Source organism: Arthrobacter sp. CJL-S3 (genome assembly GCF_056711635.1).
This window is the reverse complement of the sequence record NZ_CM160046.1, coordinates 2,661,219-2,675,964: the sequence shown is the minus strand read 5'-3', so window position 1 is coordinate 2,675,964 and position 14,746 is coordinate 2,661,219. Positions and strand designations below refer to the sequence as shown.

At 69.2% G+C, this 14,746-nt stretch carries 8 protein-coding genes; 5 read left to right on the top strand and 3 right to left on the bottom strand.

Features of this window, described 5'->3' with window-relative positions; all coding sequences use genetic code 11:
- Nucleotides 1-3 precede the first annotated feature (3 nt).
- The 4 genes from mutM (at nt 4) to AC06G6_RS12195 (ending at nt 4,125) form a co-directional block, all read left to right on the top strand.
- On the top strand, nt 4-978 hold the full coding sequence (mutM, locus tag AC06G6_RS12210) for a bifunctional DNA-formamidopyrimidine glycosylase/DNA-(apurinic or apyrimidinic site) lyase (protein ID WP_479822378.1): 975 nt from the start codon (nt 4-6) through the stop codon (nt 976-978).
- 132 nt (nt 979-1,110) lie between these two features.
- Nucleotides 1,111-1,803: a hypothetical protein gene (locus AC06G6_RS12205; protein WP_479822376.1), complete on the top strand. Its 693-nt coding sequence runs from the start codon at nt 1,111-1,113 to the stop codon at nt 1,801-1,803.
- Between the two features lie 4 nt (nt 1,804-1,807).
- Nucleotides 1,808-3,100 carry an MFS transporter gene (locus AC06G6_RS12200; RefSeq protein WP_479822371.1) on the top strand — a complete coding sequence of 431 codons (1,293 nt, stop codon included), beginning with the start codon at nt 1,808-1,810 and terminating at the stop codon, nt 3,098-3,100.
- Nucleotides 3,097-4,125 (top strand): TolB family protein, encoded by a 1,029-nt coding sequence (locus AC06G6_RS12195; protein WP_479822369.1) that lies wholly within the window; start codon nt 3,097-3,099, stop codon nt 4,123-4,125. Before AC06G6_RS12200 ends, AC06G6_RS12195 begins: the two co-directional genes overlap by 4 nt.
- A 96-nt stretch (nt 4,126-4,221) precedes the next feature.
- On the opposite strand, the gene AC06G6_RS12190 is transcribed toward AC06G6_RS12195, so the two are convergent.
- Nucleotides 4,222-8,973: a DUF4082 domain-containing protein gene (locus AC06G6_RS12190; RefSeq protein WP_479822367.1), complete on the bottom strand. Its 4,752-nt coding sequence runs from the start codon at nt 8,971-8,973 to the stop codon at nt 4,222-4,224.
- 367 nt (nt 8,974-9,340) lie between these two features.
- Here AC06G6_RS12190 and smc point away from each other — a divergent pair, with 367 nt between their 5' ends.
- Nucleotides 9,341-12,946, top strand: a complete 3,606-nt coding sequence (smc, locus tag AC06G6_RS12185; protein ID WP_479822365.1) for a chromosome segregation protein SMC — start codon at nt 9,341-9,343, stop codon at nt 12,944-12,946.
- Between the two features lie 164 nt (nt 12,947-13,110).
- On the opposite strand, the gene AC06G6_RS12180 is transcribed toward smc, so the two are convergent.
- Together AC06G6_RS12180 and AC06G6_RS12175 are read right to left on the bottom strand one after the other, a co-directional pair.
- On the bottom strand, nt 13,111-13,500 hold the full coding sequence (locus AC06G6_RS12180) for a hypothetical protein (RefSeq protein ID WP_479822363.1): 390 nt from the start codon (nt 13,498-13,500) through the stop codon (nt 13,111-13,113).
- Nucleotides 13,501-13,601: 101 nt separating this feature from the next.
- Nucleotides 13,602-14,513, bottom strand: coding sequence for a hypothetical protein (locus tag AC06G6_RS12175; protein WP_479822361.1), 912 nt, complete (start codon nt 14,511-14,513; stop codon nt 13,602-13,604).
- Between the last annotated feature and the right edge of the window lie 233 nt (nt 14,514-14,746).

The following is a 14,746-nucleotide window of genomic DNA, read 5'->3' as shown; positions in this document are numbered from 1 at the left end:
ACCGTGCCTGAACTGCCCGAGGTCGAAGTGGTCCGCCGCGGCCTGGTGAGCTGGGTCCGGGGCCGGACCATCACCGCTGTGGAAGTGGTGGATCCGCGCTCCGTCCGCCGGCACGCACTCGGCCCGGAGGACTTCGCCGGGAATCTCGAGGGCGCCCGCGTCCTGGACGTGGTGCGCCGGGGCAAGTTCCTCTGGCTTCCGCTGGCGGACACTCCCGCCACCGGGCCCGGTGCCGGACCCGCCGCCGGAACCATTCAGCCCTCCGTGGCCCTGATGGCGCATCTGGGCATGTCCGGCCAACTGCTGATGCAGGACTCCTCCGCTGCGGACGAGAAGCACCTGAAGGTGCGCTTGCAGCTCAGCGCCGCTGACGGCATGCCGGAACAGCTCCGGTTCGTGGACCAGCGCATCTTCGGCGGGCTCTTCCTCACTTCCCTGATCCCCACGGCCGACGGCGCCCCCGGCGGACTCGCCGAAACGCCGCTGCCGCTGATCGCCGAGGAAGCCGCCCACATCGCGCGCGACCCGCTGGACCCGTACTTTTCCTTCGACGAGTTCTACCGCCGTCTGCGGACCCGCAAGACAGGCCTCAAACGCGCGCTGCTGGACCAGGGCCTCGTCTCGGGAATCGGCAACATCTACGCCGACGAGGCACTCTGGAAGGCCCGGCTGCACTTCGCCCGGCCCACCGACACGCTCCGGCGGGCGGAGGCCGCGCGTGTCCTCGACGCCGCGCGCGAGGTCATGACCGAGGCCCTGGCGGCCGGCGGCACCAGCTTCGACTCGCTTTATGTCAACGTCAACGGGGCCTCGGGCTACTTCGACCGCTCGCTCAACGCCTACGGCCGCGAGGGCAGGGAATGCAAACGCTGCGCCGCCGCCGGCCTGGCCAGCGTGATGAGGCGGGACCAGTTCATGAACCGTTCCTCCTACTCGTGCCCGGTCTGCCAGCCCCGGCCGCGCAACGGGCGCTGGTAGCCGGCACCCGTAAAACAGGTAGTCCTACTCCTTTCCGAACCGTGCACCACGCTGAAAGACTGTGGCGATGGGTGCTAGGGGATCGGGAACCGTGGTGGCGATGGATGCGTCGGCGCGGGCTGCGGACAGCCGGTGAGAGCCAAGCGGCTCGTCATCGCCGGGATCGGCGTGGCTGCGATCCTCGGGGGCACCGCCGTCGTGCTGGACCAGATAACGGCGGGCCAGTCCGCTGAGTCGCGTTCCACGCCGGTGGCCGGCAGCAGTCCGACGACCGCCGGATCCAGCGCCGGTCCCGTCGCGGCCGACGGAGCGGCGCAGGCGGAGGCAGGCGGTGGCGCGGCCGCGCCCGACGGCGGAGCCGCCGACGGCTCCACCCCGGCACCCGTCGGGCGGGAAGTCCTGCCGCCCGTGAGCGCGTCGCCCTCCGGGTTGCCCCTGCCCTCGCCTCCGGTTCCCCTCGTCAGCCTGCCCCTGCCCGCCATGGCATCAGCCCGGGGAGAAATCGTGGACGGATTCCCCGGGGACGTGATCTCGTTCCCGGACGGAGCGGTCGTTGTGTCGACGAGTGTCTCCCCGGCGGATGGATCCCTGCAGATTTCCGCGGACGCCATCGTCACTTCCAGCCAGGACTCGGTCGTGGGCCACTTCCAGCAGATCCTGGGGCCCCTGAAGTTCTGGTCTGAACGCGTACCGGCCGCGGCGGGGCAGCAGTCCATGCGGTTCAGCAGGGGCAAAGATACGGTGACGCTCACCACCGCAGCCACCGGAACGGGGAGCACGCGGTTCATGCTGTTGGGGAATCTGCACCCGGCGGCGGGCGGGTAACGCTGTGTACCTGTCCATGTCGGACCGCAACGGCGGCAAAAAGGACCTGGCTCCGCCGGCCACCGGCCCGGCCGGACCGCTGCAGACGCCTTTCCGTCTCTCCCCGGTCATTCTCTGGCTGGGCGTGGTCAGCATGCTCACCGACGTATCGTCCGAGTCCGTGTCCGCGATTATGCCCCTGTACATCACCGGGTTCCTCGGCCTGTCCGCCATTGCGTTTGGAATCCTTGATGGAATCAACCAGGGCGCCAGCGCCGTCGTCCGGATCGCCGCCGGTTATGCGTCCGACCGGATCGGGAGCCCCAAACGGGTGGCCCTGGCAGGCTACGGCCTTTCCATGGTGGCCCGGATCGGCCTGCTGTTCGCCAGCGGATTCTGGGCCCTGAGCGCCGTCGTGACGGGCGACCGTATCGGCAAGGGCATCCGGACGGCCCCGCGCGATGCTCTCATCACGGTGTCAGCCCAGCCGGAACACCTGGCGCGGCATTTCGGCGTGCACCGGATGCTGGACAACATCGGGGCAGCGGGCGGTCCCCTGCTGGCGTTCTTCATCCTCATGCTGATGCCCAACGGGTACGGCACCGTCTTCGTCGTCTCACTGGCCTTCGCCATCATCGGTGTCGCAGTGCTCGCGCTTCTGGTCCCGAACCTGAAAACCCGGCAGCCGGGCGGCGCGACGCCGGAGAGCAGGACCGGGCGGGGGAGGGGATTCCGCTGGCGTCTCCTGCGTGAGCCCGGCCTTGGCCGTCTGCTGGTCGCCGCCGGCCTCCTGGGCCTGCTCACGGTGGGGGACGGCTTCATCTACCTCGTACTGCAGGACCGGGACTCCTTCGCCGTGCAGTGGTTCCCGCTGCTGTACGTGGGCACGAACGTGGTGTTCCTGATCCTCGCCGTCCCGCTGGGCCGTCTCGCGGACCGTTGGGGCAAGGCGCGGGTCTTTATTGCCGGGCACGTCGCCCTTCTAGCCTGCTACCTGCTGGCTGCGGCCCCGGCCGGGGGCCTGGGACCCACCGTGGCGTGCCTGGTTCTGCTCGGAGCGTTCTATGCCGCGACCGACGGGGTGCTGGCGGCGCTGGCGAGCCAACTGACGCCGCCGGACAAACTCGCCACGGGTCTTGGTGCCGCCCAGACAGTGGTGGCGCTGAGCCGGATGACCGCCTCCGTCGGCTTTGGTGTCCTGTGGTTCGCGCTGGGACCGCCCGCGGCGATGGTGGTGGTCGGTAGCTGCCTGGCCGTGGGCGTTGTGGCGGCCTGGTTCATCCTGCGCGGCGGCCTGCGGCAGAGGCCGGCAGCTTGACCGCCGTCGGGAGCAGGCTGCGGTGGGGGATTCTGCTGGTGGTGACGGCGCTGGTGCTGGGCGCCGCCGGAGCCTACGCGGCCCTCGCATTCCAGCGCTTTCAGGAGTCCCGGACGGCGGTATCGACGGCGCGGGTGGCGTCCGGCGCCGCCGTGCTGGCGAAGGGCTCTGTCGTGTTCCGCAATACGGCGCCCGGCCAGGGGTACGGGATGATTGGCACCGTACCGCTGTCGGACCCTGCCGGGGAGCGGTCATTGGCAGGAGTGGCCTGCGACCGGGTGTACGGCACCCTGCAGAACATCGTCTGCCTGAAGACCAGCCGGGGACTTGTGACCAGCTTCGAAGCCGTCCTGCTGAACCCGGACTGGCAGCCGGCCAGGAGCTGGGCCGTGCCGGGCATCCCCAGCCGCACCCGGTTGAGTGCCGACGGGACCCTGGTGGCCACCACGGTGTTTGTCACGGGACACTCCTACGGCGGCGGGGGCTTCTCCACGGAGACGTCCATCACCGCCGCGCAGGGCAGCGGCGGGACCGGGAACCTGGAGGACTTCGCCCTCCTGGTCAACGGCACCCGCGTCACCGCGGCAGACCGCAATATCTGGGGTGTGACCTTCGCCCCGGGCCACAGCGACACGTTCTACGCGACGGCGGCATCATCGGGCCGCATCTGGCTGGTGCAGGGAAGCATCTCGGCGCGAACCCTCACGGCAATCCACGACGGCGTGGAGTGCCCGTCGCTTTCGCCCGACGGCACCCGGATCGCGTACAAGAAGAACACCGGCAGCCCGCTGGCCGCGCACTGGCGTGTCGCGTTCCTGGACCTGGCCACCGGGAAGGAAACCGTGTTGTCCGAGCCGCGGAGCGTCGACGACCAGATTGAGTGGCGGGACGACCAGACACTGCTCTACGGACTCGCCCGCGACGGCGCCCCCGGCGACAGCGACATCTGGCAGATCAGCGCGGATCCCGCGTCCCGTTCCTCCCTCTACATCGAACACGCCTGGTCCCCGTCGGTGCTGCGCTGACCGGAGCCCCGCCGCGGACCAATTAATACCCGTCGAGTGCTCCATAACTGCCGTTATCAACCCTCAAAAGGGCCGTTGTGGAGCAACGGATGACCATCAGGGCGAAGCAGGGGCGAAGAGGATATCGACGAAGTAGTTGGTGGAGTTCCAGGAGTTCGTCGGCACAGACCCGCCGGAGCCGTACTGGTACAGGCCGTTGCGCGGTCCCGGCGCCGTCAGGACACCGTTGATCCAGGGCTCGGCGAAGAACGCCGCGGTATAGGGATAGTTGCCGTTCGGAGCCAGGTAGGACACGACGTAGCCCTGTCCCGGCTCAAGCGCGACGGGAGCAGACAGCGGGGCCGTCTGCCAGCCGGTGGCTGTCTCGTTCGTGAACGTCACCTGGGCCAGTCTCTCCCCGGCGGCAGTCCACAGCGAGCCGACATGCGTTCCGGTGTTGCCGGCGCCCTTGTAAAACCTGATGCCCGTGGCACTGCCGGCCACCGAGACTGAGAAGGCCGTGCCGAGCTCGATGGAGGAGGTATCTCCGGTCGCGGCCGGGACGGCCGGGAGCAGGGATCCGAACAGTGTCTGGTCGGCGCCGGTCTGGCCGGCCGTTGTGAACTCCCAGCTGAACGGCGCCAGCACGGCGCCCTGGGCGGAGACCAGGTTGCTGACGCTGGCGGTGATCACGGTCGCGGCCGGCAGGGGCGCCGCCGGCGAGAAAGTGATCGTCCTGGCGTCCGCCGACAGGGCCGAGGAACCGGCGACGGCGGCACCACCGGCGGACACGCCGAAGCTGAAGCCGGACTGGAGCGGCTCCGATAATGTCACCGCCGGTTTCGAGTTCAGCGGGAAGCCCACGGAATCCGCCGCCGGCACCTGCGATGTCACGCTGAGCTGCGGCACGGCAGCGACGAAGTCCACGTCCACCAGGTAGCTGGAGCTCGAGGATGATGCCGGGAAGTCGCCGCTGTACGTGAACGCCCCGGAATCGGACGCCGTCCGTAACGGTCCGCTGGTCATTCCGGAACCAAAACCGCCTGCTGTCGCCGAGTACACGCCGGTGGGCGTGCGGTAGGCGGCCACGTATTCGGTGTCCGCGGCGATGTCCACGGGCTGGCTGAAGGACGCTGTCTGCCACCCGGAGGAGGATTCCCCGGTGAAGGTGACAGCCGCCAGCTGCTGCCCGGCGGCGGTGTACAGGCCCCCGGTATGGGTCCCGGTGTTGCCCGCGGACTTGTAGAAGCGGATGCCCGTGACCTGGCCCGGCGAGTCGCTGGCAAAGCGGACGCCCAGGGCCAGCGGCACCCCGTCATTGAATTCCGCGCCCGGAGTCACGGTGTCCTGGTACAGCGAGCACGGGCAGACGCCCTCGGTCCGCGGCGGCGGAACGGTCGTGAAGGTCCAGGTGCCGCCGCTGAGCGCCTGACCCGTGGCCGACGTGGCGGTCACGGTGGCCGTGTAGCTGGTCGCGGGGTCCAGCGGGCCCGACGGCGTGAAGGTCACCCGGCCCGTCGTCCCGTCGTAGCCGGCCGTGCCGGGGACGTCCCCGGAGTCGGGACCGGTCAGGGTCACCACCGCACCCGACCCCGCCGGCGGCTTGGACAGGGCAGCGGAGACCGTGGCATCCAGAGCGACGCTGGACGAGCCGGGCAGGGGTGTCTGTGCACTCGCCACAAACGGCGTATCCGCGTACTGCACGACCACGTCCACCAGGTAGCTGGCGCTGGAACGGTTGGCCGGGAAATCGCCCGTGTAGGAGTAGGCTCCGGCATCAGCCGGGGTCCGCAGGTTGCCGACGCTCAGCCCGGACCCGAAGCCATTCACGGTCGCCGAGTAGGATCCGGTGGTGCTCTTGTAGGCCATGACGTATTCGGTGTTCGCTGTGATGGCAACCGGCTGGTTGAAGGTGGCCGTCTGCCAGCCGGACGTGCTCTCATTCGCGAAGGTGACGGTGGCGAGTTGCTGCCCGGATGCGGAGAAAAGCGTGCCGGTGTGCGTGCCGGTGTTTCCCGCCGACTTGTAGAAGCGGACGCCGGTGACGGTCCCGGCAGCGGTGCTGGAGAAACGGACGCCGAGGCTCAGCGGCACACCGTCCCGGACCTCCTGGATACCTGGGACAACGGCGTCGTCGTAGAGGCTGCAGGGGCAGCTCCCGGCCGCCGGCGGAGAGGCCGCCGTGGTGAAGGACCAGCTCCCTCCGCTGGTCAAGGAACCGCCGGTCGCGTCCGCGGCGTCGAGCGTTGCCGTGTACGTGGTGCCGGGGTCCAGGCCGGCGGCAGGGGTGAAGGTCGCCTTCCGGGTCGCGGGATCGTAGCCGGTGGTGCCAGCGACCGCCGACCCGGCTGCCGTGAGCGTCAGTTCCACGCTCGAATCCGTGACGGCCTTGGAGAACACCGCCCCCACCGTTGTATCCCGCGGGACGCTCGATGAGCCGTCCAGGGGCCACTGTCCGGACGCCGTCAGCTCGGAGGTGTCCGCGGTGTCGAACAGGGCGTCGACGAAGTAGTTGCCGTTGTTGTAACTGTTGGTCGGAAAGGAACCCGGACCGGCGTACACCCCGGCCGGAGGGCTCCCGAACCCGCCTGCAACGGTCAAAGGCGGGGCGGTGAGGCCAAAGCTGGCCCACTGGTAGTCCTTGCTGGCGTAGTGGCCGTTCGGAGCGGTGTACGAGACGACGTATTTCTGCCCGGCGGCGACTGCCACGGGTCGGCTGAAGAGGACTTTCTGCCAGCCGGACGCCGTCTCCGCTGTGAACGTGGCTGTTGCGAGCCGCTCGCCCGCGGAACTCCAGAGCGAGCCGCTGTGGGTTCCGGTATTGGCTGCGCTCTTGTAGAACCGCGCCCCGGTAATGAAGCCGTCCACGCCCGGCGTGATGTTCATGCCCAGCTCGTAGGCCCCGCCGTCCTGGGAATCCGGCACCTCCGGTTTCTGCTGCCCGAAAACGGAGTAGGGCCCGGTGAGCTGAAGCTGACGGGTGAAGGGGGCCCCAATGTTGGCGCTGTCGTCGACGGCGCGCACCTGGATGGTGGCCGTGGCGAGGCCCTTTTGGATATACGTGTAGGTCCAGCTTTGGGTGCCCTGGGCAGGATGCCAGCTGCTTCCGCCGTCGGTGGAGACTTCGACGCCGGCCACGAGGCCTCCGGTGTCGCTGGCCGTTCCGAACACCGTGACGCTTGTGCCGTGCGGAACGGTCGCTCCCTCCCCGGGGGAGGCGACCGCCACGGTCGGGCCGGCCGTATCGCTGCTGGCCGACGCGGCTGCAAGCGCCGTGTCCCGGGTGGCGGGCTGGGCGCCCATGTCGGCCAGGAGATTGATCTGCGCCTGCTGCATCCGTGGATCCGCGGCCGCACCGTCGCCGTCGTGTTCCTGGTCCAGGCCCCACGTCCACTGGACCGTGCCCGCGGAGAAGACGAGTGCCCCGCTGGCGGCACGGTACATGGTCACGTGGTGGGTGGTGGACCCCGGCGCGACGGTGTTCCCGAAATCCTGCAGGTATTGCGGTGTTGCCCCCGACGTGGTGGACAGCCGGATCAGCCCGGCGGGCCGGAAACCGTTGTCCAGGTCCTCGTTGGATTCGTAGCCCACGGTGTGCGGCGCCAGCTGCGCGGAGGCGCCGGAGGCGAGCGTCGCCAGCGAGGTGTTGCGCCAGAGCCGCGCTTTACCCTCCGCGGCGCTGACCGTGATGGGCAGATCGGTGAAGTTGGACACATACATCGTGCCGGTCAGGGCATTTTCGGGGAGGCCGCCGCCGTTGGCTGGGGCGGCGTAGCGCGGGTCGCGCCAGGTGCCTGTCCATTCCGTGCTGGGGTCGATCTTGCCGTTGGCCCAGGTCTCCTTGTAGGAGGTGATGGTGCGGCCGGCCGCACCATCCACCGGCGAGGGCTCGATCCGCGTCCGCCAGTACACTTCGTTGCCGGAGAGGAACTGCAGGTTCACACCGGCGTCGCGTGCCGCCTCCACGTTGGCCCGCTGGGCGCCGGACCAGTATTCGTCATGGCCCACCGAGAGGAAGACCTTGTGGTTGAGGAGCTGGGCACCGTTGCGGTCGGTGTCCACCCCGCTGATGTAGCTGACGTCGTAGCCGTTTTTTTCCAGGAACCGGACCAGCGGGTACTCGTTACTGAAGTAGAAGTCGCGGCCGTCCGCGACGCCGCGGGTATTGACCGGACGGTTATAGCTGATTTTGTAGGCCCGGCCGTTCTGGGCGCCCTGGTAGAAATCCGAGCCGCCGTAGTCGTTGTAGGCCTGCCAGGAGGTGTCGGAGGTCTGGAAGACGACGTCGGACCGGCTGCCGTCGGAACGGACCACAAAGGTGATGTGGCTGCGGCTGCCGTTGTCCGGCCGTGTCAGCAGGGCGACGTACACACCGGAGACAGCCGTCGCGGGAACCTGCCAGGTCGCGGACACGGCCCACGTTCCGCAGTCGTAGAGTTCGGTGCTGACGTCGGAGAGGCACTGGGGCTGCTTCTGGCGCAGCACGGCCGGGGTGACGTCGGCGATTTTGCGGGCGCCGAGCCCCTGGTACCAGCCGGTCCGGTAGATGCCGATCGTGTAGCTGGCCGCGTTGGTGTCCACTTTGAAGCGGATGGGCTGGCCGGCATTGACACTGATCTCGGTCGAGAATCCCTGGATGTCCGGATCGCCGGCGCCGGCGATGTCCCATTCCTCGGGCGGCGCCCCGGGCTTCGAATTTTCACAGGCCACGGCGTTCAGGAGCGGGGCGCAGGGATCCGCGGCGCTGGCCGCAGGCAGGAGACCCGCCGGCGCAGCAACCGGCAACAGCGCCGCAACCAGTGCGATAGCCAGCGGGATGACGACTCGCTTCAGCGATGTCAGCGGGCGGGCGGCTGAGGAAACGGACATGTGTGGACTCCTGAGTGAGTTCGCTGTCGCGGTGTCGGGCCGGCGCATCGTGCCCCGCCCCGTGCCGCCACCCCCCGGCGCAGCCAACCACTGTATTCAGTTCTCCCCAATACCGGTGTTGCGCGGCATGCGCCCCCCTGCGCCAGCGGCGGGGCTCAGCATCAGCTGCGCCCTGCCAACGTCGGAACGGTGTGAGACCACCGGCCCGAGCAGCGTCAAGCAACTCCTAGCCGCGATCGTAAGGTTGCGCCCGGAAAGGCACCAAAGGATTTCCTTGGGAAAAGCCTAAATCCGCTGATTTTCGCGCGGTGGCGGTAGATTTAGGACAGGAACAGCCGTTTCCGCCAGCCAGGAGATCCGAACCACCGTGCACCTCAAGACCCTGACCGTCCGGGGATTCAAGTCCTTCGCTTCGGCGACGACTTTCGAATTCGAACCCGGCGTCACTGCCGTGGTCGGCCCTAACGGTTCGGGCAAGTCCAATGTCGTGGACGCCCTGGCCTGGGTGATGGGCGAACAGGGCGCGAAGACCCTGCGCGGCGGCAAGATGGAGGACGTGATTTTCGCGGGCACGTCGGGGCGCCCGCCGCTGGGCCGGGCCCACGTCTCACTCACCATTGACAACAGCGACGGCGCCCTGCCGATCGAGTACAGCGAAGTGACGATTTCCCGCACGCTGTTCCGCACCGGCGGTTCGGAGTACGCCATCAACGGCGCCGGCTGCAGGCTCCTGGACATCCAGGAACTCCTCTCCGATTCCGGACTGGGCCGCGAAATGCACGTGATCGTCGGGCAGGGGCAACTGGACAAGGTCCTGCACGCCACCCCGGAGGACCGGCGGGGCTTCATTGAGGAAGCGGCCGGCATCCTCAAGCACCGCCGCCGCAAGGAAAAAACGGTCCGCAAACTCGAAGCCATGCAGGCCAACCTCGCCCGGCTCAGCGACCTCACCGGCGAAATCCGGCGGCAGCTGACGCCGCTGGGCAAACAGGCCGAAGTGGCACGCCGGGCCCAGACCGTCCAGTTTGAGGTCCGTGACGCGCGTTCCCGCCTCCTCGCGGACGACCTGGTCCAGCTGCAGCAGGCCCTGGCCCAGGATGTGGCGGACGAGAGCGCGCTCAAGGCCCGCCGCGGCGTCGCGGGGCAGGAACTCGAACTCGGCAGGCAGCGGCAGGCCCGCCTCGAGCAACTCGCCGCCGAAGCCACGCCCAGGCTCAACACCGCCCGGGACACCTGGTACCAGCTCTCCGCCGGACGGGAACGGCTGCGCTCGCTGGGATCGCTGGCCGAGGAACGCCGCCGGCTGCTCGGCGCCTCCGACAACGTCCCCGATTCCGGCCGGGACCCCGAGCAGCTCGACCGGCAGGCAGCCCGCGTCCGGGAGGAACAAGCCGGGCTGGAGCGCCAGATCGTGGACCGCCGCGGCGCCCTGGAGGCCGCCGCCGCCGCCAAACAGGACGCCGAAAACGCCGCCGCCGCGGAGGACAAGCGGCTCGCCACACTGCTCCGCGCCGCCGCGGACCGCCGCGAAGGCCTGGCCAAACTGGCCGGACAGGTGGGTGCCGCACGCTCCCGGGTCGAATCCGCCCAGGCGGAACTCGGCCGGCTCCGGGAATCCCTCAAGGCAGGGGAGGAACGCCGCAGGCAGGCCCACAGCGAGTTCGCCGCCCTCGAATCCCAGGTTGCCGGCGTCGAGGACGGCGAGGAAACGCTCGACGCCGACTACGAGGACGCCAGCGCCGCCCTCGACGGCATCGTCGCCGAAATCGACGCGCTCACGGCGGCCGAACGCGACGGCGAACGGGAGCGCGGCGCCCTCCAGGCCCGCCGCGACGCCCTTCAGCTTGGACTCAACCGCAAGGACGGCTCGGACCACGTCCTCGGCGCAGGACTCCCCGGGGTGCTCGGAGCCCTCGCATCCATGATCAGGGTGGAACCCGGTTTCGAAGCAGCCATTTCGGCGGCCCTGGGGGCTTCCTCCGACGCCATCGTCGTGCAGGACAGCGAGACCGCGGCGACCGCCGTGCAGCGGCTGAAGGACGACGACGCCGGCCGGGCCTCGCTGTTGCTCGCCGCCGCGGCTGCCACCCCAGCCGAGACCCGGCCCGCTGCCGGCGGGGAGCTCCCCGCGGGCGCCCGGTGGGCCTCGCAGCTCGTCACGGCGTCCGGCACCGAGGAGGCCGCCTCCCGGCTGCCCGTGTCCGGGATGCTGGCGGGCATCGCCATCGTCGAGGGCCTGGACGCTGCGGCCGAGCTGGTGGCGGCGCGCCCTGAACTGACCGCCGTGACCCTTGCCGGCGACGTCCTGACCGTCCTGACAGTCAGTGGAGGCTCCGCGAAGGCGCCGTCGCTGATCGAGGTGCAGGCCGCCGTCGACGACGCAGCCTCCCGGCTGGCCGCGGTGACCGCCGCGCTGGAACGCCAGCGTTTCGCCCTCGCCGCCGCGCGGGCCCGCCGCGCCGCGGCGCAGGACCGTGCCGATGCTGCCCTGGAGAAACTCCACGATTCGGATGCCCGGCTGGCCGCCGTCGCCGAACGCCTGGGACACCTGAACTCCGTGCTGCGCAGCGCCGTCGGGGAAAGCGAGCGGCTCGCCGCATCCCTGGCCAAAGCCGAAGCCAACATCGTCCTCGAACAGGAGGCGCTGGAGGCTGTGGCGGCACGGCTCGCCGCCGCCCAGGAAGGACCGGCGGAGGAGGAACCCTCCCCGGAACACCGGGATGCCCTCGCCCTGGCCGCGTCGCTGGCCCGCAGCGCCGAAATGGAGGCCCGGCTCGGCCTGCGCAGCGCCGAGGAACAACTCTCAGCCACCCGCAACCGGGCAATGTCGCTGGAACGAGCCGCCGCCACCGAGCGGCGCGCCCGCGAGGAAGCGGCCGAACGGGCCCGCCGCCGCAGGCTCCAGGCCAAACGCGCCGCGGCCGTCTCCGCCGCCGTCGCCCAGGTGGTCGGCTTCCTCGACGTGTCCGTGGAACTCGCCCGGCAGGAGCGGGACAGCGCCGAGGAACGCAAGGAACAAATGGACGGCGAGCTGGCCGCCCTGCGCAGCAGCAATGATGCCCTCGCCCGCGAACTGGCCGAACTGACCGACTCGGTGCACCGCGATGAACTGGCCCGCGCGCAGCAGCGCCTCCGCATCGAAGCCCTTGAACTCAGGAGCGTCGAGGAGCTGGGACTGACCGCCGACCAACTGGTCGCGGATTTCGGACCGGACCAGCCCGTACCCGTGCCCGCCGCGGAATCGGCGGATAAGTGGGCTGCCCTGCGCGCCCCGGTGGACGAGGACGGCCGCGAGATCGTGGCCGGCAAACCCTTCGTCCGCGAGGAGCAGGAGAAGCGGCTCAAGCGGGCCGAACGGGACCTGTCGGCCCTGGGCCGGGTCAACCCGCTGGCGCTAGAGGAATTCGCAGCCCTCGAGGAACGCCACCAGTTCCTCAGCACCCAGCTCGAAGACCTCAAGTCCAGCCGCAGGGACCTGCTGGACATCATCAAGGAAGTCGATGAGCGCGTCCAGAAGGTCTTTGCCGAGGCGTTCGAGGACACTTCGGCGCAGTTCGTCCGGATCTTCGCACGGCTGTTTCCCGGCGGCGAGGGACGGCTGGTCCTCACCGACCCCTCGGACCTGCTCACCACCGGCATCGAGGTCGAGGCGCGCCCGGCCGGCAAGAAAATCAAGCGGCTCTCGCTGCTCTCGGGCGGCGAACGGTCGCTGACCGCGGTCGCCCTGCTCGTGGCGATCTTCAAGGCCCGGCCCTCACCGTTCTATGTGATGGACGAGGTGGAGGCAGCCCTGGACGACACCAACCTGGGCCGGCTCATCACCGTCTTCGAGGAGCTGCGCGAATCCAGCCAGCTCATCATCATCACGCACCAGAAACGCACCATGGAAGTCGCCGACGCCCTGTACGGCGTCACCATGCGCGGCGACGGCGTCTCCACGGTTATCAGCCAGCGTCTCGGCGCCCAGGTCTGAGGCGGGGCGCTGCGTTTTAGGACCAGTGCCGGGTCCGGGCCATCCGCGGTTGCCCCGGAACGGTCATTTCCTGGCTCCGAGTGTGGCTTCGAGTTCCTCGGCGGTGATAAAGAGCTGGCGGTTGTACACGTAGCCGCCCAGCCCCAGCTCCGCCTGGGTCGTGGTCAGGTCGACCATAGTGTCGGCGTCGCGCGGGGGCGCCGGGACGGGGCCGGCCAGACCTGGACGGAGTAGCCCACCGGGATGTACGCGTCGAATTCCCAGGTCTGTGCCAGCGCCTGCTCGACCGCGGGAGTCACCGCCTGCGGCGACAGGTTGTCCAGATAGAGGGTGATGTTGACCAGCCGCCGGTCCGGAGCGCCGTCGGTGCTTCCATTGACCTCGGCCTCGTCGACTCCTTCGATGGAGACAAGCGACGCGTGCAGGGCCGAGACCGCGTCCTTGACGTCACCGGCGCCATGGTTCTGGGAGCATCCGGACACGCCCAGCGACGCAAGCATGATCAGTGCCGCGCCCACGCCCCTCAACAGGGCTTTCTTGAATACTGATGCCATCGATCTAGCCTCTCGTGACACTGAAGTCGTTGTAGGGGTTCGGGCCGAGGAACTCGGTGTTCCGTTGTCGGAACACCCGCACACCATGCCGTGACGCGGGGCTAGGCGGCTGACTCTCCGCTGCCGAGGGGTTCACCCGCGCGCCAGAAGTTGAGGGCGGCGGCAATGCCGAGGCTCACTAGCATCACTCCGGGACCAGCCAGCCGGAAGAAGCCCGGCAGCTCGGCTGACAGCGCGTCCGCCGAGCCATACGGCCCCACGGCCATGGAGAGGTTCACCGGAGAAAGCCCCAGCAGCACCCCGCCGGCGCCGGTCAGCCAGAGGTCCAAACGCCAGCGATAGTCCACCCAGCGCCAGAAGGACTTGCCCGGGCCGCCGTCGCTGATCGCTCCGCCCCGAATACGGTACTGCCGCAGGTAGCCGAGCTTCTTGATGAGCGATGTGAACGAAGCGAGCGTGATTCCCAGGGCAAAGGATCCGTAAATCATCCAGAGCCCGCCGAAGCTGTGGTCGTCGGAGACCGTCTCCGGCCACGCACCGGTGAACCACGAGACCACCGGGATGCCACTGAGCAGGGCAGCCACCACGAGGCCGGTCGTCGACCAAAGCAGGTGCCAGCCAACGCCGAGCACTCGGAATTCCGACACCATCGACGCCGTCGGCAGCGGGTCCGTCTGAGGCTTCGACGACGGAGCCATCGAACCGCGGCGAAGCTGTTCCCCCGTGACCAGGCAGCACACCGCAAAAAGCAGGATAAGCGCCGGCAATGCGGCCAGGCTTCCCTTGGCGATACCGGCCAGGCCGTCGAGCTGGTCACGGGCTATTCCGGCCGCCGCGGCCTGGTCGACCCGGGTCAGAACCAGTCCGCCTCCGAACAGCACGACCAGGCACAGCGCCACCAGGACGACGCCCGCGATGGAGAGCCGCCTGCCGAAGCGCCTGTTGGCCGTGGCAACGTAGGTTTTGCGGGCCCGGAGTGCTTCTGCTTCGGCTTCGGTCAGTTCGGTGGTCATCCGCCGGCTCCGGTGCGGACCGTGGAACGGGTGAGTGTCACGGGAAGTGCTGTGTGCGGCATGGAGTGACGGCCTTCGGTCGAGTGGCGGATCCGGGATCGGGTCCCAGGCAATCGAGTCGACCATGGAGCTGAACAGCGCCCCGATCCTAGCACCCTGGACCGTCGCCGCCGGGAATGTCGAGGCCGGACCCTCGGGCTGAACGCGCCCCGCGTCGCGTTTGGGGTTTGTGA